Here is a 23,440-nt window from a genome sequence, read left to right on the forward strand (position 1 = left end):
CCGGTCCGTCCGAACGGACCGGCCCCCGCGGTGCGTTGCGCGCGCGCATCCACGGCGCGCGGCGTATCGTCCCCACCGTGACGAGTCCTTCCGGCGGCAGTGACCGCGGTGGCTCCTCGACGGAGCCCCACCCGATCGTGTGCGCGCGCTGCGGCAGAGCGGCCGAGGGCCGGCAGCCCACCACCTGGACCTGCTCCGTGGAGAACGGCGTCCGCCGCTACTTCTGCGACACCTGCGCCCGCGACAACCTCAGGGCGATCGAAGGGCGGCTGGACTCCGCCTGGTGGTAGGGCTCGCTCAGGCCTCGGCCGCCGACTCCTCCTCGTCCAGCAGGTCCTCCGGCAGGAAGCCCGGCAGCCACTCCTCCAGTTCCTCACGCATACGGACCGTGGCGCCGAGCTGACACAGGACGCCGATGGTGCTGAGGGTGACGCGGTGTATCAACAGGTAGGCCGGCGGAAGGTTGAGCTGCTTGCCCAGCTGGTAGGCGGGGGAGCGGGGATCGGCGATCCGGGCCGCCTGGCTGCGCATCCAGGCGCGGGTGAAGGTGAACTCCTCCGCCTGGGCCGGTTCGATGATCGGCAGGAGGTAGTCGAGGACCGCGTCCGGGTCCAGCTCGATCGACTCCTTCACAAAGCCTTCCTCGCACAGCAGCTCATAGACGGCGTTGGCCTCGCCGTCGAGCGTCAGCCGCAGTGACTCGCCGATCGGGGCCGGCAGGCCACCCGGGAGACGGTCGACCGTGCCGAAGTCCAGGACCCCCAGCCGCCAGTCGTCCTCGCCGTCCGGCCCACCGGGCAGCAGACGGAAGTTGCCCGGGTGCGGGTCGGCGTGGAGCAGGCCGGTGCGGGCGGGGCCGGAGAACAGGAAGCGGGTCAGGAGCTGGCCGGCCCGGTCGCGCTGCTCCTCGGTGCCGTCCGCGATCACCTCGGACAGGGGCACGCCGTCGATCCACTCGGTGATCAGGACCTGGTCGCAGTGGTGGACCACGGCCGGGACGACGACGTCCGGGTCGCCCGCGAACTCGTCCGCGTGGGTCTGCTGGGCGTCGGCCTCCAGGCCGTAGTCCAGCTCCTCGGAGACGCGGTCCCTCAGCTCGGCGATCAGCGGCTTGACGTCCATGCCGGGGATGAGCGGTCCCAACAGGCGGGCGAAACGGCTGAGTTGGTTCAGGTCGGAGAGCAGGGCGTCGCCCGCGCCCGGGTACTGCACCTTGACCGCGACCTCCCGACCGTCGTGCCACACGGCCCGGTGCACCTGGCCGATCGACGCCGCCGCGGCCGGTTTGTCCTCGAACGCGACGAACAGGTCCTGCCAGTCCTCGCCGAGCCGCTGCGCGAGAACCGTGTGCACGGTGCGGGTCGGCATCGGGGGCGCCGCGTCCTGCAGCTTGGTCAGGGCCACCCGATAGGGGCCGGCGACCTCCTCGGGCAGAGCCGATTCGAAGACGGACAGGGCCTGCCCGAACTTCATCGCGCCGCCCTTGAGCTCGCCGAGCACCTTGAAGAGCTGCTCCGCCGTGCGCTGCTGAAGCTCGCGGCCCACGATCTCCGCGGACTCGCCCACGATGCGCTTGCCCAGGCCCCAGGTGGCCCGGCCGGCGATGCCGAGCGGAAGCGCGGCGAGCTTGGCGGTCCGGGTGACCGCCTTCCGGGGAAGATCAGACATGCGCCCTCCAAGTCCCAGCCGGCCGCGCCGTCGCTGCCGTACGGCGTAACTCCGTCGAATGCCGTTGCTCCGCCATTGTCTCGTGTGAGTCCGCGTCCTTTGAGGTGTGTTCTCCCTTACGTTTCTCCGTACCCCTCTCCGCCGCGCCGCACGGGCATGCCGAATGGGGCCAGACCGGTCGCGCGTGCCACTGAAGGGTGGGGGTGGAGACCTCCCAGCGTGCTCCAGCGCTGGACGGGGTCCGGCCGTCGAGGAAGGCGAGCGCGTGCGCGGCGGCCAGCCCGGCGACGGTCGTGGCCAGCGTCACATCGCAGGGGCGGTCCGGGCGGCGGCGCCCCGAGCGCCACTGGGCCACCAGGCGCGGCCAGGTCGGATCCCGGTCGATGCGGTCCTGCTGAAGACAGCCGGCGCAGCTCGTCTCACCGGGCAGGACGAGCGGCCCGACCGCACCGGTGCCCTCCACCACGCCCGCGTAGAGGTGGGGCGTGCCCGAGGCGATCAGGGTTTCGGCGGCGGCCGGGTCGGGTGCGTGCACCGACACGTCGTCCCGGGGCGCGAGGAGCACGAGGGACAACCCGGCGGTGTCCTCGGCGGCCGCGGGGCCCGCGGTCCTGCGGGGCGCGCGGCCGGGTGCCGCGCGGCGCACCGCGCGACGGGCCGCCTCGTCGCGCCGGTCCCCGATCGCGTCGGCCGGAAGGCCGCCCGGCGCCACGTCCCCGGGCTCCACCCGGCCGCCGTCGCGCACATCCACCTCGCCGATCCCCGCGCCCGACAGCAGGGAGGCCAGGAGGGCGCCCACCCGGCCGGCCCCCCGCACCTGGACCCGCTGCCGGCGGCGCGCGGCCAGGGCGCGCATCGCCTCGCCCGGTTCGGGGGTGATCAGGGAGAGGGCGGCCAGGTCGGGCCGCAGCCGGTCCAGGACCTCCGGTTTCTCGCGCAGGGCGTCGGCGTCCGCGCCGCCTCCACGGGCGTCGTCGAGCAGCCCCGCCCGCGAAAGCCGCCGTACCAGCAGGTCGACATGGCCGTCGGGCAGGTCCATGCGGCGCGCCTCCTCGCGCAGGAGCGGCAGCCCGCGGGTGCCGTCGAGGAGGTCGAGGAAGTGGCCCGTGGCGGTGTCCATCGGACCGAGCGTCAGTGCGTGCGCCGGGGTCATCCCGAACTGCACGGTGTTGAGGTCACGCCAGCCGCGCCGCAGCGCGGGTTTCATCATCGGATGCATGAACGGCCCCCGTCGATCCCGTAGATCTGCTCCCGTGTGCCGGCGGAGCGGGGGCGTGGGAGGGTCCTCGCTCCGCCGACGAGTGCCAGCATGCCGGGGCCCGTCGAGCGGCGCGGAAAGTTGTCCACAGGTGGCGGGATTCGTCGTACAAATCCGTCGTACGCCGCACATACCGCGTGCGGGTTCGGTGCCGAACCGACCCGGAGTCGGGACTTCCCGCATGCGCAGCGGGTAACGTCGGGGCGTGCCCGCCGACCCACTGCACCGCGCCGGAACGCCACAGCGCAGCACGACGAGCCAGCCGCCGAGCGGCTCACGGGCGAGCGCGATCGAGGTCCGCAGGAGCGCCCGGCGCCGCCGGACGGTCTCCGCGTACCGCGAGGGCGATCGCACCATCGTGCTCATCCCTGCCCGGATGTCCGAGGCCGAGGAACAACGCTGGGTGAGGGTCATGCTCGACAAGCTGGCCGCCCAGGAGAGCCGGCGCGTCCCGGGCGATGCGGAGCTCGCGGAGCGGGCCGAGCGGCTGTCGACGCAGTACTTCGCCGGGCGGGCCCGGCCCACCTCGGTGCGGTGGGTGACCAACCAGAACACGCGCTGGGGGTCGTGCACCCCGGCGGAGGGCAGCATCCGGCTGTCGCACCGGCTCAAGGGCATGCCGGAGTACGTCATCGACTACGTCCTCCTCCATGAGCTCGCGCATCTGCTCGTGCCCGGCCACGGGCCGGACTTCTGGCGGCTGCTGGAGGCGTATCCGCGGACCGAACGGGCCCGGGGATACCTCGAAGGAGTGGTGGCCGCCGACCGGTTGCCGCATCCGCCCGGCACGCGCGGGGAGTGAGACCGCGTCAGATACGGCTGAAACCGCCGCAAACCGGACTGCTCGTCGTCGCTGAACAGGTGTTGTGTACCGGGTCTGTACCGACGTCCGCCGTTGTCCGGGATTGCGGTTAGCCTGTCGCGACGTACTCACTCGGGATGGGGGACGGTCGTAACGCATGGCCAGGGAATTCCAACGCGGCCACAAGGCCAGGATCAGTGACCTCACCGCGGGCACGGATCTGTACGTAGGCGTGCAGATCTCCGCCCCCGGACTGACCTTCGACATCAGCTGCTTCGGCCTCGACGCCGAGGAACGGCTCTCGGACGACCGGTACTTCGTCTTCTTCAACCAGCCGAAGTCACCCGAGGAGTCCATCCAGCTGCTGGGTGCCCAGGCGGGGGACACGGAGTCCTTCCGGGTCACGCTCGACCGGATCCCGCCGCAGATCCAGAAGCTGTCGTTCACGGCGACCATCGACGGCGCCGGACAGATGTCGCAGATCGACCCCGGCTATATCCGCATCGTCGCGGGCGGCGAGGAAGTGGCCCGGTACGCCTTCAACGGCGCGGAGTTCTCCACCGAGCGGGCCGTGATGCTCGGCGACTTCTACCTGAAGGACGTGTGGCGCTTCGCGGCCGTCGGACAGGGCTTCGACGGCGGCCTGGAGGCCCTGCTGAAGAACTTCGGCGGCGAGGTCCTGGAGGAGGAGACGCCCGCGGCGCCTCAGCAGCCCCAGCCGCCGCAGACCGGCGCCGCGCCCGGCTTCGCCCCGCCCGCCCAGGCCGCCGCACCCCCCACGTTCGGCGCCCCGGCTCCCGCGCCCGCCCCGGCCCCCGCCCCGCAGCCCGCCGCGCACGGCTTCGCGCCGCCCCCGGGAGCGACTCCGCCCCCGGCGCCCGCGCCGAACGTGCACGGCGCCCCCACCATCGTCGCGCCCATGACCGCGCCCGGCGGCGCCCCCGTGCCGCCCCCCGGTCCCGTGCCCGCGCCCTACGGGCAGCCGCCGCAGCAGCCGCAGCCGCCGTACGGCCAGGCTCCCGGCCAGACCGTCCCGCTGCCGCCCGGCTACGGCCAGCCCCAGGCCCCCCACGCCCCCCAGGCACCGCAGGCCCCGGCCCCGCCGCCCGGCTACGGCCAGCAGCCGCCGTTCGGGCAGGTCCCCGGCCAGCAGGCCCCCTACGGCGCGCCGCAGGGCGTCCCCCAGGGGATGCCTCAGGGCGCCGGGGTCGGCGCCGCGCTCCAGCGGTTCAAGGAGACGCCCACAGGACAGCGCTGGACGCCGCAGAACAAGAAGCTGATCCGCGTCGACCTCGGCATCGGCGGCCAGCCCGTGCTCGCCCGGCAGGGCAGCATGGTGCTCTACCAGGGCAAGGTCGACTTCAGCTACAAGGGCGCCGGGTTCGCCGGCCGGATCGTGGGCAACGCGACCGGCCAGGAGATGCAGCTGATGCGCTGCACCGGCCAGGGCCAGGTGTTCCTCGCCGAGGCGTCCACCCACCTGCACCCGATCGAGCTCCAGGGCGACGCGATCTGCGTCTCCGCCGAGAACGTCCTCGCCTTCGACGAGAGCCTCCAGTACGAGGTCCGCCGCATCGAGGGACACGGCATCCCCGGGGGCGCGCTGTTCACGATGCAGTTCCAGGGCACCGGCACGATCGTCGTCAAGACGCACGGCACGCCCGTCGTCCTGCCGGTCACGCCGACCACCTTCGCCGACTGCAACGCCGTCGTGGCCTGGTCGGCCGCCTCCCAGGTGATCGTCTCCAGTCAGGTGCGGATGCGCCGCAACGCCTACCCGGGCGACACCGGTGAGAGCGTCAACCTGCAGTTCCGGGGCGCCCCCGGCAACTTCATCGTCGTCCAGCCGTACGAGGTCTGAGGGAGCCCGTCATGAACCAGCCGCTCGCGGGCTACGCCCCCGCACCCGTCACCGCACGCATGGACAACCACGGCAGCCACATGCTGAAGGTCGCCATGCAGACCGGAAACGACCTCCTCGCGCGCGTGGGCTCGATGGTCGCCTACGAGGGCTTCATCCAGTACGAGCCCAACCCGCCGGCCGTGCGCCAGATCGCCCGCGACTGGATCACCGGCGAGGGCGCGCCCCTGATGAAGTGCTCCGGCGACGGACTGCTCTACCTCGCCGACTACGGCGCGGACGTCGTCGTGATCAACCTCAACGGCGACGGCATCTCCGTCAACGCCACCAACCTGCTCGCCTTCGACGCGCACCTGCAGTGGGGCGTCGAACGCGTCAAGGGGCTCGCCAAGTTCGCCGGGCAGGGCCTGTGGAACACCAAGATCTCCGGGCAGGGCTGGGTCGCGCTGACCTCCCGGGGCAAGCCGATCGTCGTCGACTGCGGCGGCGGCGAGGACGAGACGTATGTCGACCCGGACGCGCTCGTCGCCTGGTCCCCGAACCTCAAGGTGAAGGGCAAGCGCAGCTTCAAGGCGCAGTCGCTGATCGGCCGCGGCAGCGGCGAGGCCTATCAGATGGCCTTCTCCGGTCAGGGCATCGTCGTCGTCCAGCCCAGCGAGGACAGCACCGACCGCCTTCGGTTCCGGGGCTGAGGGGGAGCCAGAATCGTCATGCAGAGTCCGCTTTTCGCCTTCAACGACTCGCAGTCGACCGAGCGCTACAGCCTGCAGAACAAGCAGATGCTGCGCGTCGTCCTGGAGGGCCACGACGACATCCTGGCCCGCAAGGGCACGATGGTCGCCTACCAGGGGCTCGTCGAGTTCGACGCCGAGTACCAGAGCAGCCAGCAGTCACGCGCGCGTGCGTACACCGGCGAGGGCCTCAGCCTGATGCGCTGCCACGGGCAGGGCACGGTCTACCTCGCCAACCTCGCCCAGCACATCCACGTGGTGGACGTCGAACAGGACGGGCTGACCGTCGACAGCAGCTACGTCCTGGCGATGGACTCCTCGCTGCACCACGAGGTCATCGCCGTCGACAGCCTGTACGGCATCTCCGGCTCGGGGAAGTACCAGCTCAACATCACCGGCCGCGGCAAGGTCGCCCTCATGACCTCGGGCGCGCCGCTGATGATGCAGGTCACGCCCGACAAGTACGTCAACTGCGACGCCGACGCGATCGTCGCCTGGTCCACCGGGCTGCGCGTCCAGATGCAGGCGCAGACGCACTCGTCCGGGGTGTGGCGGCGCCGCGGCAACACCGGTGAGGGCTGGGAGCTCAGCTTCATGGGCAGCGGCTACGCGCTCGTCCAGCCGAGCGAGCTGCTGCCGCCGCAGAACGCCCAGATCGGATCGGGCCTCGCCGCGCAGTACGGCATGGGCCAGCAGGGCGCCCGGGGACAGAACCAGGGCAACGTCTGGAGCTGACCGTCCGGAAAACAGACGTAAGGGGCGCCGTCCCGTGCGGTCGCCCCTTACTCGTTCACAGCCGGGCGCGGGTCGCCTCCAGCAGTCGTACGACCGACCCGTCCGCCACGGTCGCCACCTCGTCGTAGCCGAACCAGCGCAGGTCCAGGGACTCGTCGCTGATCGCCTCCACCGAACCGGCCGGGGCCAGCGCGGCGTACTGGACGTCGAGATGCCAGGCGCAGGGCGTGTGATGCCGGTCCAGGCGGACCGGGCCGCCCGGCAGCAGGGTCAGGCCCGTGATGCCGGACTCCTCGGTGCCCTCGCGCAGCGCCGCGTCCGCCAGCGTCTCGTCGAGCGGCTCGCAGTGGCCCCCCATCTGCAGCCACATCCGCAGCTTCTTGTGGAGGGTCAGCAGCACGCGCTCGCGCGACGGGTCGATCACCAGCGCGCTCGCCGTGATGTGCCCGTCGCCGCAGGCCTTCCACATGCCGTCCGGGTGCGTCTCCAGATGCTCCAGGTAGGTCTGGCGCAGCTCGGCCTGGTCCTCGTAGCTCTTCAGTACGAGGACCGCGTCGTCGTAGAGGCTCACTCGGTGTCGTCGTCCTTGCCGTCGCCCTGGGTGCCGTCCTTCTTCAGGTTCGGCTTCTCACCCGAGCCCGAGCCCGAGCCCGAGTCCGAGCCGGAGTCGGAGCGCGAGCCGCTCGCCGCCTCGCCGAGCATCTTGTCCAGCTCGGAGAAGTCCAGCTGCTCGCGGTGCACGAAGCCGTCCGGGTCGTCCAGGTCGGTGGCCGTCGGCAGCATGTCCGGGTGATGCCACAGGGCGTCCCGGCCGTCCACACCGCGCGCGTCCGTGAGCGAGGCCCACAGGCGGGACGCGTCGCGCAGCCGGCGCGGGCGCAGCTCCAGGCCGATCAGCGTCGCGAACGTCTGCTCCGCGGGGCCGCCCGTGGCCCGGCGGCGGCGCAGGGTCTCGCGCAGCGCGTCGGCGGAGGACAGGCGCGGCTTCGCGGCCGCGTGCACCACCGCGTCGACCCAGCCCTCGACGAGCGCCAGGGCGGTCTCCAGACGGGCCAGGGCCGCCTTCTGCTCCGGGGTGTCCTCCGGCTGGAACATGCCCTGCTGAAGGGCGTCCTGAAGCTGCTCGGGGTTGGACGGGTCGAACTGACCGACCACGTCCTCCAGCTTGGCGGTGTCGACCTTGATCCCGCGCGCGTAGCCGTCGACCGCGCCGAACAGGTGCGAGCGCAGCCACGGCACATGCGCGAAGAGGCGCTGGTGGGCGGCCTCGCGCAGCGCCAGATACAGCCTGACCTCGTCCTTCGCGATGCCCAGGTCCTTGCCGAACGTCTCGATGTTCACCGGCAGCAGCGCCGCCCGGCCGACCGGACCGAGGGGCAGGCCGATGTCGGTCGAGCCGACGACCTCGCCCGCGAGGACACCGACGGCCTGCCCGATCTGCGAGCCGAACATGGCACCGCCCATCGAGCGCATCACGCCGATCAGCGGGCCCGCCATGGCCTGCATCTCCTCCGGCAGGACATCGCCCATCGCCGTGCCGACGCGCTCGGCGACCGGGTCGACCAGCTCCTTCCAGGCCGGCAGCGTCCCCTCGACCCACTCCGCGCGCGACCAGGCCACCGCCGAGCCGGAGCCCGATGGCAGGGACGTCACGTCGTCCAGCCACAGGTCGGCCAGGCGGACGGCCTCCTCTACGGCGGTGCGCTCGGCGGGGCCCACGCTCGCGTCCTTCACGCCGTCCGGGGTGCCCTGGGAGACCGTCTGGCGGGCGATCTGCTTGGCCATGTCCCAGTTCACCGGACCGCCCTCGTAGGACAGCATCTGGCCGAGCTGCTGGAACGCGGCGCCCAGGTCGGTGGGGTTCAGCGAGCCGAACATGGCGGCGAGAGGGTTGTCGCCGCCGGGGCCGCCGGCTCCGGGCAGCCCGAATCCGAACGGGTTGCCCGGGCCCTGACCACCACCGCTCTGCTGGTCCTTCTTCTTGCCCTCGTCGCCGTCGTCCGGCTCCTCCGGCGGAAGGCCGAATCCGAATGGGGAGTCACTCACGGGATTCCTCGGCTGGTTAAGGCCGCCGGTTCTCGTCCGACGGCGCGGCTGCCCTGCAACACCACCCAGCGTAGACACCCCGGCTCGAATGGGCCTCGGTGCTTCGCCGACTCTCGGCCTGCGGCAGGATGGATGCCACCTGGTACGTACGCGTCACTCGCGCTCGTATGGAAGACAACCGCTGGAGACACCTGGTGAGTTCCCCAGATCCGCAGGTTCGCGCAGCGCGAAACCACTCGGCCCCGGGTGGTGCGCGCGGGCCCGTCGTCGCCGTGACCGGCGCCGCGACCGGCGTGGGCGCGCTGCTCACCGAGCGGCTCGCCGCGTCGGCGGAGATCAAGCAGGTCGTCGCCATCGACGAGCGGCGGGGCGACTGCGACGACGCGCAGTGGCACATCCTCGACGTGCGGGACCCGGCGATCGCGGACAAGCTGCGGGGCGCCGACGTCGTCGTTCATCTGGCGCTCGATCTCGACCTGGGGAGTGACGCCGCCGCCCGGACGGCGTACAACGTGCGCGGCACGCAGACCGTGCTGACCGCCGCGGCGGCGGCCGGAGTGCACCGCGTGGTGCTGTGCACCTCCGCCATGGTGTACGGGGCGCTGCCGGACAACGAGCTGCCCCTGTCGGAGGACGCCGAGCTGCGGGCCACGGCGGAGGCGACCGGCGTCGGCGATCTGCTGGAGATCGAGCGGCTCGCGCGGCGCGCGCCCCGCGCGCACCCCGGGCTCAATGTCACCGTCGTGCGCCCCGCCATCCTGGTCGGAGGCACCGACACCGCGCTGACCAGGTATTTCGAGTCGCCGCGGCTGCTGGTCGTCGCCGGGTCGCGGCCCGCGTGGCAGTTCTGCCATGTCGAGGACCTGTGCGGCGCGCTGGAGTACGCCGTCCTGGAGAAGGTGGACGGCGAGCTGGCCGTCGGTTGCGACGGATGGCTGGAACAGGAAGAGGTCGAGGAACTCAGCGGGATCCGGCGGATGGAGCTGCCCTCGACGGTCGCGCTCGGCGCGGCGGCCCGACTGCACCGGATCGGACTGACCCCGTCCCCGGCGGGCGACCTCGCGTACACGATGTATCCGTGGGTGGTCAGTGGGAGCCGGCTGCATGACGCGGGCTGGCGGCCGGGCTGGACCAACGAGGAGGTCCTCGCCGAACTGCTGGAGGAGGTGTCCGGGCGGCACACCGTCGCCGGGCGCCGGCTCGGGCGGAAGGACGCGACGGCGGCGGGCGCGGCCGGCGCGACGGTGGCCCTCCTGGGCGCCGCGGCCGTCGTACGACGGGCTCGGAAGGCTCGGCGGCGGTGAGGGGCGCGGCGGCCACGGCACGTGGCTGGAGGACCGGCCAGGGCACGTGACTGTAGGACGCTCCAAATCGCCCCGCGCGCGTGCTGGTGAACGTCGCATTCCTCGCTGTCGGTGGCATGCGGCACGATGGAGGCATGGCAGCTACGAACGATCACCCCGGTGAGCAGGCGGCTAAGGATCCCATCAAGCTGATCGCGATCCGTGACTCCGACCTGTCCCTGGACGAGGTCTTCCGGGCCGTGGGGGACGACGCGGCCGGCGGGACCGCGCTGTTCGTGGGCACCGTGCGCGACCACGACGGGGGAGCCGACGTCGACGCGCTCGCGTACTCCTGCCACCCCAGTGCCGAGGCGGAGATGCGGAGAGTCGCGGAGAAGGTCGTCGCTGATTTCCCCGTGCGGGCCCTCGCCGCCGTGCACCGCGTGGGGGACCTGCGCGTGGGTGACCTCGCCGTCGTCGTCGCCGTGTCCTGCGCGCACCGGGGCGAGGCCTTCGAGGCGTGCCGGAAGCTGATCGACGACCTCAAGCACGAGGTGCCGATCTGGAAGCACCAGACCTTCGCGGACGGCAGCGAGGAGTGGGTCGGCGCCTGCTGACCCGGTCGCCGGAGCGGGCCGGAGCCTGCCCATCCCGCCGTCGACTCCCCCTGTCGGCCCTCAGGTTGCGTAACCGGACCCCTGCCGTGAGCGTTGTCCGTGCGGATGGTTAATCTGCTGATCAGTCAGTTGCGGTCGCTCAATCGGGGTTGGGAGGTCGGCATGGCGGCGCTCGCCTGGTTGCTGATTCCGCTGGTGGCGGCGGTCGGTGCCGGTCTGTGGGGCAGTTGGGCCAACCGGACCCGGAAGACGCGCGGCGACGGGCCCGAGCTCGACGGGTACGCGCGCTTCCGCGCCGCCATGGAGAAGTCCGCGGCCAAGGAGACGACGCACTCCGGTACGTGACCTGGGTGGCGGCCCTGACGGTGCGCTGACAGAGGCGTCCCGTAATGTCGAGGCATGCCACGCCGCACCGCGACGATGCTCGCCTCCACCCTGATGCTGATCGCGCTCCTGTGCGCGGGAGTGCTCATCAATGTGCCCTACGCGGAGATGTCCCCGGGCCCGACGGTGAACACTCTGGGCGATCACGACGGCGAGCCGGTGCTGCAGATCTCCGGGCGCAAGACGTACCCGACCTCCGGGCACCTCAACATGACCACCGTGCGGGTCACCGGCGCGGACTACCGGATGAACCTCGTGGAGGCCGTCTACGGCTGGCTGGCGCACGACAACAAGGTCGTGCCGCACGACACCCTCTACCCGGACGGCAAGACCGAGGAGCAGTCCACCCAGGAGAACGCCGAGGAGTTCAGCCAGTCCCAGGAGAGCGCCAAGGTCGCCGCCCTGGAGGCGCTGGACATCCCCGTGCAGTCCTGGGTGATCGTCTCCACCGTGGTCAAGGGCTCGCCCGCCGAGGGCAAGCTGCACGCCGGTGACGTGATCAAGGCCGTCGACGGCACCGCGATCAAGCAGCCGTCCGATGTCGCCGGGCTGGTGACCAAGCACCAGCCGGGCCAGAAGGTCGTCTTCACCATCGTCCCGGCCAAGGAGCAGGCCGCCGCCGAGAAGGAGCACCGGACGGCGACCGCCACACAGAAGGTGACGATCACCACCGCGGCCTCCGCCGACACCGGGAAGAAGCGGGCCATCGTCGGGATCTCCGCCGGGACCGACCACACCTTCCCGTTCACCATCGACATCAAGCTCGCCGACGTCGGCGGCCCCAGCGCCGGCCTGATGTTCGCCCTCGGCATCTACGACAAGCTCACCCCGGGCAGCCTCACCGGCGGGGCGTTCGTCGCCGGCACCGGCACCATCGACGACGACGGCAAGGTCGGGCAGATCGGTGGCATCGAGATGAAGACCGTCGGCGCGCGCAGCAAGGGCGCCCAGTACTTCCTCACGCCGGCCGAGAACTGCGCGGCCGCCGCCAAGGACACCCCGGGCGGCCTGCGGCTCGTGAAGGTGAGCACCATCGACGACGCCCTCAAGGCCCTCGCCGACATCCGCAGCGGCGACACCGCCGACCTGCCGAAGTGCACCACCAAGGGCTGATCACCGCTGTCGTACGCGGCTGGGGGCGCCCCTGACGATCGAGGGCGCCCCCAGTGCCGTACCGCGGGATCCGATCAGTCCTCGAACGTCGCCGCCAGCGCCTCCGCCAGGCCCGGCACCAGGTCGGAGCCGGTGAGGACCTCCGTGGCGGCGTCCTTCTCGCGCAGCCGCAGGGCCGACTCGCGGGTGCCGTCGCGCAGCACCGCGACCGTCATCCGGACCTCCTGGCGGTCGGGGTGGCGGGCCACCCACTGCGCCAGCCTCGCCTCGTCGAGGTCGGTCGGGACCTGGGTCTCGGCGGACGGGGGCAGCATCAGACGCTCGATCGTCAGCGCGCAGCCGGCCACCGCGTCGGGCCAGGCGATCGTGGCCAGGAACTCGTCGAGCGGCTGGGACGTTGGAATCTCGTCCTGCTCGATCGGGGTGAGACCGGTGGTCTCGGGCTCGTCCTCCAGGCCGAGCTGGGCGGCGAGCGAGGGTTCCTGAGCCCGCAGCCGCGCGGTGTCTACGAGGGCGAAGAGGCGAGCGGGCTGGTCCCAGCCGAGGCCGGAGGCGTACTCGTCGATCTCGAGTACGGCCCGGGTGAGCGGGCTCGCCGCCATGGGAGTGTTGGACATGGTCACAATCCTGCCTCGTTCCTGACCGGAATCGGGAACCGAGTAAGCGGTGAGTAAGTTGCATAGGTGTGGGCCCGCGATCACGGGGGGCCACGAGGGGCCGGCGAACACGTGGGCCTGAGGGATCGACAGCGACTTCGAGGTGCGCACCTTGGCTTTCCAGATGCCGGACCGCGGCGGAGGCCCGACGGGGCCACGGATCAGAGTGGGCCGCCCGTCCCGGCGTGTCCGGACCCTGCTCATGACCCTGGGCGTCCTGGCTGTGCTCGGCATGGCGTTCACCATGTTCGCCGGGTTCTGGACCGACTGGCTCTGGTACCGGTCGGTGCACTACTCGTCCGTCTTCGCCACCACACTGTGGACCAAGATCGGGCTGTTCTTCGTCTTCGGCCTGCTCATGGCCCTCGCGGTCGGCTTCAACATCTGGCTGGCCCACCGGCTGCGGCCGCCGCTGAGCGCCATGTCGATGGAGCAGCAGAACCTCGACCGCTACCGCGTGGGCATCGCGCCCTACAAGACGTGGCTGCTCCTCTCGGTCACGTCCCTGGTGGGCCTGATCGCCGGCGCCTCGGCCGCGGGTCAGTGGCGGACCTGGCTGATGTGGGTCAACGGCGTGCCCTTCCACCAGAAGGACCCGCAGTTCCACCTCGACGTGTCCTTCTACGCCTTCGACCTTCCCTGGTACCGGTTCCTGCTCGGCTTCGGCTTCGCCGCCACCATCCTGTCGCTGATCGCCGCCGCGCTCACCCACTACCTCTACGGCGGGCTGCGCATCACCAGCCCGGGCGCGCGGGCCACCGCCGCGGCCACCGGCCATCTGTCGGTGCTGCTCGGCGTGTTCGTCGCGCTGAAGGCCGTCGCCTACTGGCTCGACCGGTACGGGCTCGCGGTGAAGTCCAGCGACTTCAAGGCGACCGACAACTGGACCGGCCTCAGGTACGTCGACGCCAACGCCTACCTTCCGGCCAAGACGATCCTGTTCTGCATCGCCGTCATCTGCGCGCTGCTGTTCTTCGCCACCCTGTGGCGGCGCACCTGGCAGCTGCCCGTCATCGGCTTCGGCCTGATGGTGCTCTCCGCGATCCTCATCGGCGGGCTCTACCCGGCGATCGTGCAGAAGTTCCAGGTCCAGCCCAACGAGCAGGCCAAGGAAGCGCCGTACGTCGAGAAGAACCTGAAGGCGACGCGTGAGGCCTACGGCATCGACGACGCCAAGGTCAGCGAGTACTCCGGCACCAGTCCGACCAAGGACAAGAGCACGCTGCGCGACGACGTCTCCAAGACGGCCAGCATCCGCGTCCTGGACCCGAACATCGTCTCGCCGACGTTCCAGCAGCTCCAGCAGATGCGCAAGTACTACGCCTTCCCGAACAACCTGGACGTGGACCGCTACAACCAGAGCGGCACCGACCAGGACACGGTGATCGGCCTGCGCGAGCTGAACCTGGCCGGCGTCGACAAGCAGAACTGGATCAACAACCACTTCCGCTACACCCACGGATACGGCGTGGTCGCCGCCAAGGGCACCACCGCCGACGCCGAGGGCCGCCCCGTCTTCACCGAGTCCGACCTGCCCTCGCAGGGCGACCTCGGGACGTACGAACAGCGGATCTACTACGGCGAGAAGACGACCACGTACTCCATCGTCGGCGGTCCCCAGAAGGAGATCGACTACTCCGACGACAAGGGCGAGAAGACCACCAGCTACACCGGCAAGAGCGGGGTCAACCTCTCCAACCCGGTCAACCGGGCGGCGTACGCGGTGGCGTTCGGCGAGCCGCAGATCCTCTACTCCGGCGCGATCGGCGAGGGTTCGCGGATCCTGTACAACCGCACGCCCAAGGACCGCGTCGAGGCGGTCGCCCCCTGGCTGACCATCGACGGCGACGCCTATCCGGCGGTCGTGGACGGCCGGATCCAGTGGATCGTCGACGCGTACACCACGACCAACGGCTACCCGTACGCCTCGCGCACGACCCTGGGCGACACGACGGCCGACTCGCTGACCGCGACCAACGACAACCGCGCGGTGGTGGCCCAGCAGAACCAGGTCAACTACATCCGCAACTCGGTGAAGGCGACCGTCGACGCGTACAGCGGCGAGGTCAAGCTCTACCAGTGGGACACCGAGGACCCCGTCCTCAAGACGTGGATGAAGGCGTTCCCGCACACGGTGAAGTCCAAGTCGGACATCTCGCCGTCGCTGATGGCCCATCTGCGCTACCCGCAGGACCTGTTCAAGGTGCAGCGCGAACTGCTCAGCCGCTACCACGTGAAGGACGCGACGACGTTCCTCAGCGGCAGCGAGGTGTGGCAGGTGCCGGACGACCCGACCAACAAGTCGGGCGACGCGGTGCCGCCGTACTACCTGAGCATGAAGATGCCCGACCAGCAGGCGCAGGCGTTCTCGCTGACGACGACGTTCACGCCCAACGGGCGGGACAACCTCAGCGCGTTCATGGCGGTGGACTCCGAGGCGGGCACGGCGGACTACGGCAAGATCAGAATCCTGAAACTGCCGACCAGCACGACCGTCGACGGACCCAAACAGGTGCAGAGCCAGTTCAACTCCGAACAGGACATCGCCGAGTCCATCAGGCTCCTCAGAGGCGGCGACTCCGAGGTGGAGTACGGCAATCTGCTGACGGTGCCCCTCGACGGCGGACTGCTCTACGTCGAGCCGGTCTACGTACGTGGCGGTGGACTGAAGTACCCGCTCCTGCGCAAGGTGTTGGTGACCTACGGAGGCAACACCGCCTTCGAGGACACCCTCGACCAGGCGCTCGACAAGGTCTTCGGAGCGAACGGTTCGCCGACCCAGCCGCCGGACGAGGGCGGTGGGACGACCCCGCCGCCGACCGGGAACGCGACCGTCCAACAGGCCCTGCAGGACGCCCAGAAGGCGTTCACGGCCGGCCAGGACGCCCTGAAGAAGGGCGACTGGGAGGCGTACGGCAAGGCGCAGAAGGACCTTCAGGCCGCGCTCCAGCGGGCCGCCGACGCGCAGGCCAAGGCGAGCAAGGGCACGACGGGCGGCAGCGGCGCGAGCAGCCGCCCCAGCGCCGGCCCGAGCGCCACCGCGAGCCCCCGGGCCGGCGCGAGCGCCGGTCCCAGTGCCGGTCCGAGTCCAGGCGGTACCGCCGGTAGCGGCTGATCAACAGGTGCCCTCCGCGTCGTGATACGGTTGTCACACACGACGCGGGGTGGAGCAGCTCGGTAGCTCGCTGGGCTCATAACCCAGAGGTCGCAGGTTCAAATCCTGTCCCCGCTACTGAAGGCGAAGGCCCGGATCCTCAGGGATCCGGGCCTTCGTGGTGTGCGAACGCATGTGCCGAGGGAGGAGTGGCCGCGCCGCCGGGGGGAGTTGGGGTGAGCTGTGTTTGACTTGTCTCTCTGTGGGCATGTCGACAAAACGCTGAAGTGACCTCACGGGCTGCGGTATACCGGGTGTACCCAGGTTGCAGGTGGTGCGACGATGGACGTTATGGGGGACAAGGCAACTCTGTTCGAGACAGGGCGATTTGTGCAGCCTTCCGGTGCCGCCGGTGCTGCCGGTGCTTCTGAGGAGGACCAGGCGCCTGTGGAGACCGCGGACGAGATGGGGGAGGCCGCCGAGGAGGTGCGCCTGCGGCTCGCCGCCGAGACCGGCGACGCCGAGGCCGCCAGTGTCCTCGGGGCCATGCTGCTGCGCCGGGGCGACCTCGACGGGGCCGAGCCCCAGTTGCGTACCGCCACCGCCGCCGGCGACCGGGCCGCGGCCAACAACCTGGGCGTCCTTCTCCACCAGCGTGGCTACGCCGAGGAGGCCGCCGGATGGTGGCGGGTCGCCGCCGTCGCCGGTTCCACGGCGGCCGCGCACGCGCTGGGACGGCATCACCGCGAGCGTGGGGACGAACCGGCCGCCGAGTACTGGCTGCGCCAGTCCGCCGAGCAGGGACATGTGCTGGGCGCCTACGCGCTGGCCGACCTGTTGGAGCACCGCGGGGACCCCGGGGCCGAGCAGTGGATGCGGGTCGCGGCCGAGCGGGGGCACCGCGAGGCGGCGTATCGGCTGGCGCGCGCCCTGGACCGCGCGGCCGGCGGGGAGAGCGCCGCGGCCGAGGGGCCGATCGGCGGCCGGGTGACGGCCGGCGGGCGGCAGAGTGGCGGTGACAACGGTGTCTTCGGGGGCGCCGGTGACTCCGCTGGTCCGGTTCCGGGTGCCGCTGGTGGCCGTAGCGGCTCGGCCGGCACCGGTCGGTCGGACGGATCTCCCGGGGCGGACGGCTCCGGGGCGTCCGCCGCTGTCGTGGACGGGTCGGTAGTCGGCGAGGCCGAGCAGTGGTACCGGCAGGCCGCCGCGCGCGGGCATCGCCGGGCCGCGTTGCAGCTCGGGGCGATCCTGGAGCGGCGGGGGGAGCTGAAGGAGGCCGGTCGCTGGTATCTGACCTCCGCCAAGGACGGCGAGGCGCGGGCGGCCTGCGCGCTCGGGTTCCTGCTGCGCGACGCCGGGGACACGGAGAACGCGGCGATCTGGTGGCTGCGGGCCGCACAGGACGGCGACGGCAACGCGGCGAACGCGCTCGGTGCCCTGCACGCCGAGCGGGGCCAGACGCAGACCGCCGAGCGGTGGTACCGGGCGGCCATGGACGCCGGTGACGACAACGGCGCCTACAACCTCGGACTGCTCTGCGCCGAGCAGGGCCGGGTCGCGCAGGCCGAGCAGTGGTACCGGCGCGCGGCCTACGCCGGTCACCGCGAGGCGGCGAACGCGCTCGCCATCCTGCTGCTGCAGGGCGGCGACACGACCGGGGCCGAGCCGTGGTTCTCCAAGGCGGCGGAGGCGGGAAGCGTCGACGCCGCGTTCAACCTGGGGATCCTGTACGCCGGGCGCGGGGAGGACGCGGCCGCCCTGCGGTGGTACGAGCGGGCGGCCGCCGCCGGGCACACCGAGGCGGCGCTCCAGGTCGGCATCGCGCGGCTGCGCGAGGGGGACGAGCAGGAGGCCGAGCGGCATCTGCGGTGCGCGGCGGGCGGCGGGAGCGCGGAGGCCGCGTACCGGCTGGCGGCCGTGCTCGACGCCCGGCGGCCGCGCGCGTCCGCGCACGAGCTCGGGGAGGCCGTGCACGAGAAGGCCGAGTGCGAGGAGTGGTACGAGCGGGCCGCCTCCCAGGGGCACCGCCGGGCGCAGGTCCGGGTCGGGATGCTGGCCGCCGCGCGGGGCGACGTCGTGGAGGCGGCGCGGTGGTACCGCGAGGCCGCCGAGGCCGGTTCGCGCAACGGGGCGTTCAATCTCGGGCTGCTGCTCGCGCGGGAGGGGAGCGAGCCGGAGGCGGTCGTGTGGTGGACCCGGGCGGCCGAAGACGGGCACGGGCGGGCGGCGCTGCGGCTGGCCCTCGTCTACGCGCGTCAGGGCGAGCTGGTCGAGGGACAGCGCTGGGCGGACCGCGCGGCGGCCCTCGGCCCGGCGGAGGTGGCCGAACGGGCGGCGCGCCTACGGGACGCGCTGCGGGAGGAGCTGTCGGCTTAGCGGGCGGTGTCCGGGGGCGGGGCGCCCTGTCTGGCGGGGGTGTCCGCCCAGTGTGGCGCTCGGCTGGCGGGGCGTTGTCCGTCCGGCGGGGGGTGCTGTCCGCGCAGTGGGGCGCTCGGCTGGAGGGGCGGGACTCTGCCCAGCGGGGCGCCCTGTCTGCCAGGGGTGCTGTCCGTCCGGCGGGGTGCCGTCCGTCCAGTGGGGCGCTTTCCGGCTGGCGGGGTGCTGTCCGCCTAGCGGGGCGCTCGGTCGGCGGGGCGTTGTTCGTCCGGCGGGAGCGAGGGGGCGTGCGGCGCCGTGGGAGGGGGCTGGGGTGCGTGCGCCGTGTGCTGCCGTTGAAGCGATTTGCTTCTCTCCGCGTCCTTGACGTAACGTTGCATTCACCGACGCGGGGTGGAGCAGCTCGGTAGCTCGCTGGGCTCATAACCCAGAGGTCGCAGGTTCAAATCCTGTCCCCGCTACTGAAGACCGAGGGCCGGAATCCAACTGGATTCCGGCCCTCGGTTCGTTGTGCCGGGTTACGCGCTGCTACGCGCTCGCGCAGTTCGGGCAGATGCCCCGGTACGTCACCTCGACGTCCGACACGCTGAAGCCGAAGCGCTCCGAGTCGGGGAGGTCGGACAGCGGGTTGCCCGTGGGGTGCACGTCACGGATGGCGCCGCAGCGGGCGCAGATGAGGTGGTGGTGCGGCCGGTGCGCGTTGGGGTCGTAGCGCTTGGCTCGCTTGTCGGTGGTGACCTCGATGACCTCGCCGAGGGTGACCAGCTCACCCAGCGTGTTGTACACGGTCGCCCGGGAGATCTCGGGCAGCTTGGCGACGGCCCTGGAGTGCACCTCGTCGGCCGTCAGATGGACGTGATCACCGGCGAGGACCTCGGCCACTACGCGCCGCTGCGCGGTCATCCGCCATCCGCGTCCGCGCAGCCGTTCCAGAAGGTCACTCATGAACACCAGCCTAACAGCAGAGAGGCCCGAGTTCCGAACAGGTGTGACTTTGGAGCGCTGCCGGAGTTGGACAGTGTCCACTACCGGATCGGGTCCGTGTCAGGAGGCGGGATCAGGCCGGTACGTGCTGCCGTACCGGCGCCCAGCAGCGGATGATGTCGCGGACCGAGACGATGCCGGTGACCTCGTCGTGGTCGAGGACGACGAGGTGGCGGAAGCCGCCGTGGGCCATCGCCCGGGCCGCCTCCTCCAGGGTCCAGGACGGGGCGGCGAAGACGACGTCGGTGGTGGTGTGGGCGTGGGCGCGCTCCGTGTCGGGGTTCTGGCCCAGGCCGACGGAGTTGAGGATGTCGCGTTCGGTGAGGATGCCGATGCCACCGGCGTCGGGGTCGTGGACCACGGCCGCGCCGACCCTGCGGGCGGACATCAGCGCCGCGGCCTGGCGAAGGGTGTGGTCGGGGCCGATGGTGAGGACGACTGTGCTCATGGCGTCGCGGACGAGCATGGGTGGAGCCACCTCCTGAGTTCCCCGCCGGTGCGTCCGGTGCGGCTTGTGGAGCTTGCGCGGACTGAACGGGCTTGGTGTGGCTTGTTCAGCGTTTCACAAGTTCACAAGTGGGGGGACCTTCAGAGTGGCAGGTAAAGCGGGAGTCAACAAGGGGGCGCGTGCGGCCGATTGAGGGCGTGCGCGCTCATCTGTGCGTACCGGGGTGCTCAGTAGCGCCCGTTGAGATACCCCAGCAACGCGTCGTGGAGCAGGCCGTTCGAGGCGGCCGCGTTGCCGCTGTGCGGGCCCGGGCGGCCGTCGAGGCCGGTGAAGGTGCCGCCGGCCTCGGTGACGACGATCGCGTTCGCCGCCATGTCCCACAGGGACAGCTCCGGCTCGGCGCAGAAGTCGACGGAACCCTCCGCGACCATCATGTACGGCCAGAAGTCGCCGTACGCGCGCGTGCGCCAGACCTCGCGGGTCAGGTCGAGGAAGCCGTTCAGGCGGCCCTGCTCCTCCCAGCCGCTGAGGGAGGAGTACGCGAAGGAGGCGTCGGAGAGGTTCGCCACGCGGGAGACGCGCAGGCGGGTGGCGGAGGAGAGGCTGCGGCCGGTGTAGGCGCCGTGGCCCTTCGCGGCCCACCAGCGGCGGCCGAGGGCGGGGGCGGAGACCACGCCGACGACGGGCTGGTAGCCGCCCTCCGCGGCCTCCATCAGGGAGATGAGAGTGGCCCAGACGGGGACGCCCCGGACGTAGTTCTTCGTGCCGTCGATGGGGTCGATCACCCAGCGGCGGGGGCCCGTGCCCTCGATGCCGTACTCCTCGCCGAGGACCGCGTCCCGCGGGCGGGCGCGCTGGAGCTGGCCGCGGATGAGTTCCTCGGCGGCCTTGTCCGCCTCGCTCACCGGGGTCATGTCCGGCTTGGTCTCGACCTTCAGGTCGAGGGCCTTGAAGCGGTCCATGGTGGCGGCGTCGGCCGCGTCCGCGAGGACGTGGGCGAGGCGGAGGTCGTCGAGGTAGTCGGGCATGTGAGGAACGGTATCCGGCCGCGGGGACGCGGGGCTAGCGGGGGTTGTGGGGGGCGTGGACGGGTTTCCCGCGCCCCCCGGCTGGATACAGCCGCCCCCGCCCCGGTCCGCTCCGCAACCCTTGACAGTGCATTCGGGGGCGTCAAATCTGGGCGCATTGCCGGTCGGTCCGGGGAGGCGATGATGCCTGCAGCGCGGGAGTCCCTTCTGGATGCCGCCTTCAGGGCGCTGGCGCGCAGGCCGTGGTCGGCCGTGCGGATGGTCGACGTCGCGGCGGCCGCCGGGGTCTCCCGGCAGACCCTCTACAACGAGTTCGGCAGCAAGGACGGGCTCGCCCGGGCGCTGGTGCGCAGGGAGGCCGACGGGTATCTCGCCGGCGTCGAGCGGGCCCTCGCCGTGCACGGGGACGTACGCGAGCGGCTCACCGCCACGGCCGAGTGGACCACCGCCGCCGCCCGTGAGAACGCCCTCGTCCGCGCCCTTCTCACCGGCTGCTGGAGCGAGCGCCTGCCCGCCCCCACTCTTCGGCCGGTCCCCTCCACCTCCGCCGTACCGGCCCAGCGGCGGGCGGACGGCCCGCTGCCCTCGCCCGGCGACTTCGTGACGCTCGTACGCGACCGCGCCGTCACCGTCCTCACCGGTCCCGGCGCCGCCAAACCCGACGCCGCCGACCTGGCCAGGTCCTGCGAGCTGGCGGTCCGGCTGGCGCTGTCGTGCGTGGCCGCGCCACCGGGAGAGGGCGGCGTCACCGACCTCGTCCGCAGCGCCCTGCCCCGCCCGGCCGCCCAGCCCTCTTAGGCACCGCCCTTATAGACGCCCAGCTCTCCTGGGCACCGGCCCTACAGACGCCCAGCCGGGCAGCCGTGCCCCGGCCCCCACCCCCGAGTCACCCCCGAGTCCTCCTAATGCGCCGAACCCGACAGCTGGAGGCCGATCACCCCCACGATCACCAAGCTGATCGACACGATCTTCAGCGTCGACACCAGATCGCCCAGGAAGATCATCCCGTAGATCGCCGTGCCCGCCGCGCCGATGCCGGTCCACACCGCGTACGCCGGCCCCACGTCGAGTTTGCGCAGGGAGAGGGTGAGCAGGCCGAAGCTGCCGAGGGCGAAGATGGAGAAGGCGACGGTCGGCCAGAGGCGGCTGAAACCGTGGGAGAGCTTCAGGCAGACGGCGAATCCTGTTTCGAGCAGACCGGCCACGACCACCAGCAGCCACGCCATGTGCTGTCCTCCCGTTGGTCAGGCTCGGTGCGAGTATGCACTTACCGGACTCGCACAGACGCAAACAACGCGGAGGTCAACCGGCCCCACGCCGCACGGGTGGCCGGTTCCCGTCAGTCGCCTTCCGTGCGGTCCCGCGTCGCCAGCAGCCGCCGCAGCGAGTAGAGCCGGGCCGGATCCGCGTGGCCCTGCGCCACCCACTCGTCCAGCGCGCAGTCCGGCTCGTCGTGGCTGCACGCGCGCGGGCAGCCCTCCGTCCCCGGCTCCAGGTCGGGGAAGGCGTGGATCACGCGCGACGGGTCGATGTGGGCGAGGCCGAAGGAACGGACACCCGGCGTGTCGATCACCCAGCCCTCCGCGCCCAGGAGCGGAAGCGCCAGGGCCGACGTGGTGGTGTGCCGGCCCCGGCCCGTCACCGCGTTGACGTGCCCCGTCAGCCGGCGCCGCTCCTCCGGGACCAGCGCGTTCACCAGCGTCGTCTTGCCGACGCCCGAATGACCGACGAACGCCGTGACCCGGTCGGCCAGCTGCTCGCGCACCCGGTCGGCCGCGTCGCCGTTCTCCAGCTCCTCACGGCTGGTGACGACGTACGGGATGTCCAGGTCGCCGTAGAGCTCCAGCATCTTGTCCGGCGGGGCCAGGTCGGATTTCGTCAGGACGAGGAGCGGCTCCAGGCCGCCGTCGTACGCCGCGACGAGACAGCGGTCGATCAGGCGGGGGCGGGGTTCCGGGTCGGCGAGGGCCGTGACGATGGCCAGCTGGTCGGCGTTGGCGACCACCACCCGCTCGAACGGGTCGTCGTCATCGGCGGTCCGCCGCAGCAGCGAGGAACGCTCCTCGATACGGACGATGCGCGCGAGCGTGTCCTTCTTGCCGGACAGATCGCCGACCAGCGCCACCCGGTCGCCGACCACCGCCGCCTTCCGGCCCAGCTCACGGGCCTTCATGGCGACGATCGTGCGGTCCTCGACGAGGCAGGTCAGCCGACCCCGGTCGACGGTGAGGACCATGCCCTCGGCGGCGTCCTCGTGCTTGGGCCGGATGTTCGTACGCGGTCGGTTGCCCCGGCGGTTGGGGCGGGTGCGGATGTCGTCCTCGTCGGTGTGCTTGCCGTAGCGGCGCATGGCGGA

Annotated in this window: 22 protein-coding genes and 2 tRNA genes; 14 read left to right on the forward strand and 10 right to left on the reverse strand. The window is 71.7% G+C overall.

From position 1 onward, the window contains the following. The first annotated feature begins 77 nt into the window (after nt 1–77). Nucleotides 78–290 (forward strand): hypothetical protein, encoded by a 213-nt coding sequence (locus ACZ5NW_RS17060; protein ID WP_468744628.1) that lies wholly within the window; start codon nt 78–80, stop codon nt 288–290. 7 nt (nt 291–297) lie between these two features. Here the strand turns inward: ACZ5NW_RS17060 and ACZ5NW_RS17065 are convergent, their stop codons facing one another. Continuing rightward, nucleotides 298–1,668: an ABC1 kinase family protein gene (locus ACZ5NW_RS17065; RefSeq protein ID WP_468744629.1), complete on the reverse strand. Its 1,371-nt coding sequence runs from the start codon at nt 1,666–1,668 to the stop codon at nt 298–300. Then, nucleotides 1,661–2,887, reverse strand: a complete 1,227-nt coding sequence (locus ACZ5NW_RS17070; protein WP_468744630.1) for a TOMM precursor leader peptide-binding protein — start codon at nt 2,885–2,887, stop codon at nt 1,661–1,663. The genes ACZ5NW_RS17065 and ACZ5NW_RS17070 overlap by 8 nt, the downstream gene beginning before the upstream one ends. A gap of 244 nt (nt 2,888–3,131) precedes the next feature. Here ACZ5NW_RS17070 and ACZ5NW_RS17075 point away from each other — a divergent pair, with 244 nt between their 5' ends. The 4 genes from ACZ5NW_RS17075 (at nt 3,132) to ACZ5NW_RS17090 (ending at nt 7,055) form a co-directional block, all read left to right on the forward strand. Further along, a complete protein-coding gene (locus ACZ5NW_RS17075; protein WP_468744631.1) occupies nt 3,132–3,728 on the forward strand; it encodes a M48 metallopeptidase family protein in 597 nt (198 codons plus the stop codon). A 157-nt stretch (nt 3,729–3,885) separates the two neighbouring features. Beyond that, the gene (locus ACZ5NW_RS17080) at nt 3,886–5,589 is read left to right on the forward strand and encodes a TerD family protein (RefSeq protein WP_468744632.1); all 1,704 of its coding nucleotides are present in this window, start codon (nt 3,886–3,888) and stop codon (nt 5,587–5,589) included. 11 nt (nt 5,590–5,600) lie between these two features. Further along, the gene (locus ACZ5NW_RS17085; protein WP_468744633.1) at nt 5,601–6,281 is read left to right on the forward strand and encodes an AIM24 family protein; all 681 of its coding nucleotides are present in this window, start codon (nt 5,601–5,603) and stop codon (nt 6,279–6,281) included. An 18-nt stretch (nt 6,282–6,299) separates the two neighbouring features. Continuing rightward, nucleotides 6,300–7,055: an AIM24 family protein gene (locus tag ACZ5NW_RS17090; protein WP_468744634.1), complete on the forward strand. Its 756-nt coding sequence runs from the start codon at nt 6,300–6,302 to the stop codon at nt 7,053–7,055. 55 nt (nt 7,056–7,110) lie between these two features. Here the strand turns inward: ACZ5NW_RS17090 and ACZ5NW_RS17095 are convergent, their stop codons facing one another. Continuing rightward, a complete protein-coding gene (locus ACZ5NW_RS17095; protein ID WP_468744635.1) occupies nt 7,111–7,626 on the reverse strand; it encodes an NUDIX hydrolase in 516 nt (171 codons plus the stop codon). Then, complete coding sequence (locus ACZ5NW_RS17100; protein ID WP_468744636.1) at nt 7,623–9,101, reverse strand: zinc-dependent metalloprotease; 1,479 nt, start codon at nt 9,099–9,101, stop codon at nt 7,623–7,625. Before ACZ5NW_RS17100 ends, ACZ5NW_RS17095 begins: the two co-directional genes overlap by 4 nt. A gap of 194 nt (nt 9,102–9,295) precedes the next feature. Here ACZ5NW_RS17100 and ACZ5NW_RS17105 point away from each other — a divergent pair, with 194 nt between their 5' ends. The 4 genes from ACZ5NW_RS17105 to ACZ5NW_RS17120 all read left to right on the forward strand — a co-directional run bounded on the left by ACZ5NW_RS17105 (nt 9,296) and on the right by ACZ5NW_RS17120 (nt 12,498). Further along, the gene (locus ACZ5NW_RS17105) at nt 9,296–10,405 is read left to right on the forward strand and encodes an SDR family oxidoreductase (RefSeq protein ID WP_468744637.1); all 1,110 of its coding nucleotides are present in this window, start codon (nt 9,296–9,298) and stop codon (nt 10,403–10,405) included. A gap of 134 nt (nt 10,406–10,539) precedes the next feature. After that, on the forward strand, nt 10,540–11,001 hold the full coding sequence (locus ACZ5NW_RS17110; protein WP_468744638.1) for a molybdenum cofactor biosynthesis protein MoaE: 462 nt from the start codon (nt 10,540–10,542) through the stop codon (nt 10,999–11,001). Nucleotides 11,002–11,163: 162 nt separating this feature from the next. Then, a complete protein-coding gene (locus ACZ5NW_RS17115) occupies nt 11,164–11,346 on the forward strand; it encodes a hypothetical protein (protein WP_468745089.1) in 183 nt (60 codons plus the stop codon). Nucleotides 11,347–11,400: 54 nt separating this feature from the next. Continuing rightward, nucleotides 11,401–12,498 (forward strand): YlbL family protein, encoded by a 1,098-nt coding sequence (locus tag ACZ5NW_RS17120; RefSeq protein WP_468744639.1) that lies wholly within the window; start codon nt 11,401–11,403, stop codon nt 12,496–12,498. 74 nt (nt 12,499–12,572) lie between these two features. Here the strand turns inward: ACZ5NW_RS17120 and ACZ5NW_RS17125 are convergent, their stop codons facing one another. Further along, complete coding sequence (locus ACZ5NW_RS17125; RefSeq protein ID WP_468744640.1) at nt 12,573–13,115, reverse strand: PPA1309 family protein; 543 nt, start codon at nt 13,113–13,115, stop codon at nt 12,573–12,575. Between the two features lie 163 nt (nt 13,116–13,278). On the opposite strand from ACZ5NW_RS17125, the gene ACZ5NW_RS17130 reads away from it, so the two are divergent. From ACZ5NW_RS17130 to ACZ5NW_RS17145, 4 genes are all read left to right on the forward strand, one after another. Next, nucleotides 13,279–16,269 (forward strand): UPF0182 family membrane protein, encoded by a 2,991-nt coding sequence (locus ACZ5NW_RS17130; protein WP_468745090.1) that lies wholly within the window; start codon nt 13,279–13,281, stop codon nt 16,267–16,269. A 43-nt stretch (nt 16,270–16,312) separates the two neighbouring features. Beyond that, nucleotides 16,313–16,386 (forward strand) — tRNA-Met (locus tag ACZ5NW_RS17135). Between the two features lie 204 nt (nt 16,387–16,590). Then, on the forward strand, nt 16,591–18,624 hold the full coding sequence (locus tag ACZ5NW_RS17140) for a tetratricopeptide repeat protein (RefSeq protein WP_468744641.1): 2,034 nt from the start codon (nt 16,591–16,593) through the stop codon (nt 18,622–18,624). A gap of 387 nt (nt 18,625–19,011) precedes the next feature. Then, nucleotides 19,012–19,085 (forward strand) — tRNA-Met (locus tag ACZ5NW_RS17145). 67 nt (nt 19,086–19,152) lie between these two features. Here ACZ5NW_RS17145 and ACZ5NW_RS17150 read toward each other — a convergent pair. The 3 genes from ACZ5NW_RS17150 to hisN all read right to left on the reverse strand — a co-directional run bounded on the left by ACZ5NW_RS17150 (nt 19,153) and on the right by hisN (nt 21,084). Beyond that, a complete protein-coding gene (locus ACZ5NW_RS17150) occupies nt 19,153–19,569 on the reverse strand; it encodes a Fur family transcriptional regulator (protein WP_468744642.1) in 417 nt (138 codons plus the stop codon). Between the two features lie 112 nt (nt 19,570–19,681). Continuing rightward, nucleotides 19,682–20,074, reverse strand: a complete 393-nt coding sequence (locus tag ACZ5NW_RS17155; protein WP_468744643.1) for a CBS domain-containing protein — start codon at nt 20,072–20,074, stop codon at nt 19,682–19,684. 209 nt (nt 20,075–20,283) lie between these two features. After that, nucleotides 20,284–21,084 carry a histidinol-phosphatase gene (hisN, locus tag ACZ5NW_RS17160; protein ID WP_468744644.1) on the reverse strand — a complete coding sequence of 267 codons (801 nt, stop codon included), beginning with the start codon at nt 21,082–21,084 and terminating at the stop codon, nt 20,284–20,286. Nucleotides 21,085–21,264: 180 nt separating this feature from the next. Here hisN and ACZ5NW_RS17165 point away from each other — a divergent pair, with 180 nt between their 5' ends. Further along, nucleotides 21,265–21,882 carry a TetR/AcrR family transcriptional regulator gene (locus tag ACZ5NW_RS17165; RefSeq protein WP_468744645.1) on the forward strand — a complete coding sequence of 206 codons (618 nt, stop codon included), beginning with the start codon at nt 21,265–21,267 and terminating at the stop codon, nt 21,880–21,882. A gap of 104 nt (nt 21,883–21,986) precedes the next feature. On the opposite strand, the gene ACZ5NW_RS17170 is transcribed toward ACZ5NW_RS17165, so the two are convergent. Then, nucleotides 21,987–22,310, reverse strand: a complete 324-nt coding sequence (locus ACZ5NW_RS17170; RefSeq protein ID WP_468744646.1) for a DMT family transporter — start codon at nt 22,308–22,310, stop codon at nt 21,987–21,989. Between the two features lie 113 nt (nt 22,311–22,423). Beyond that, nucleotides 22,424–23,434 (reverse strand): ribosome small subunit-dependent GTPase A, encoded by a 1,011-nt coding sequence (rsgA, locus tag ACZ5NW_RS17175; protein ID WP_468744647.1) that lies wholly within the window; start codon nt 23,432–23,434, stop codon nt 22,424–22,426. Nucleotides 23,435–23,440: the final 6 nt, after the last annotated feature.

It is taken from the genome of Streptomyces sp. NPDC032126 (genome assembly GCF_055580085.1).

Coding starts and splice junctions, on each gene's coding strand:
- ACZ5NW_RS17065 (WP_468744629.1), bottom strand. CDS start 1,668: ATGTCTGATCTTCCCCGGAAGGCGGTCACCCGGACCGCCAAGCTCGCC.
- ACZ5NW_RS17070 (WP_468744630.1), bottom strand. CDS start 2,887: ATGCATCCGATGATGAAACCCGCGCTGCGGCGCGGCTGGCGTGACCTC.
- ACZ5NW_RS17080 (WP_468744632.1), top strand. CDS start 3,886: ATGGCCAGGGAATTCCAACGCGGCCACAAGGCCAGGATCAGTGACCTC.
- ACZ5NW_RS17085 (WP_468744633.1), top strand. CDS start 5,601: ATGAACCAGCCGCTCGCGGGCTACGCCCCCGCACCCGTCACCGCACGC.
- ACZ5NW_RS17090 (WP_468744634.1), top strand. CDS start 6,300: ATGCAGAGTCCGCTTTTCGCCTTCAACGACTCGCAGTCGACCGAGCGC.
- ACZ5NW_RS17110 (WP_468744638.1), top strand. CDS start 10,540: ATGGCAGCTACGAACGATCACCCCGGTGAGCAGGCGGCTAAGGATCCC.
- ACZ5NW_RS17115 (WP_468745089.1), top strand. CDS start 11,164: ATGGCGGCGCTCGCCTGGTTGCTGATTCCGCTGGTGGCGGCGGTCGGT.
- ACZ5NW_RS17120 (WP_468744639.1), top strand. CDS start 11,401: ATGCCACGCCGCACCGCGACGATGCTCGCCTCCACCCTGATGCTGATC.
- ACZ5NW_RS17125 (WP_468744640.1), bottom strand. CDS start 13,115: ATGTCCAACACTCCCATGGCGGCGAGCCCGCTCACCCGGGCCGTACTC.
- ACZ5NW_RS17130 (WP_468745090.1), top strand. CDS start 13,279: ATGCCGGACCGCGGCGGAGGCCCGACGGGGCCACGGATCAGAGTGGGC.
- ACZ5NW_RS17140 (WP_468744641.1), top strand. CDS start 16,591: ATGGACGTTATGGGGGACAAGGCAACTCTGTTCGAGACAGGGCGATTT.
- ACZ5NW_RS17150 (WP_468744642.1), bottom strand. CDS start 19,569: ATGAGTGACCTTCTGGAACGGCTGCGCGGACGCGGATGGCGGATGACC.
- ACZ5NW_RS17155 (WP_468744643.1), bottom strand. CDS start 20,074: ATGCTCGTCCGCGACGCCATGAGCACAGTCGTCCTCACCATCGGCCCC.
- hisN (WP_468744644.1), bottom strand. CDS start 21,084: ATGCCCGACTACCTCGACGACCTCCGCCTCGCCCACGTCCTCGCGGAC.
- ACZ5NW_RS17165 (WP_468744645.1), top strand. CDS start 21,265: ATGATGCCTGCAGCGCGGGAGTCCCTTCTGGATGCCGCCTTCAGGGCG.
- ACZ5NW_RS17170 (WP_468744646.1), bottom strand. CDS start 22,310: ATGGCGTGGCTGCTGGTGGTCGTGGCCGGTCTGCTCGAAACAGGATTC.
- rsgA (WP_468744647.1), bottom strand. CDS start 23,434: ATGCGCCGCTACGGCAAGCACACCGACGAGGACGACATCCGCACCCGC.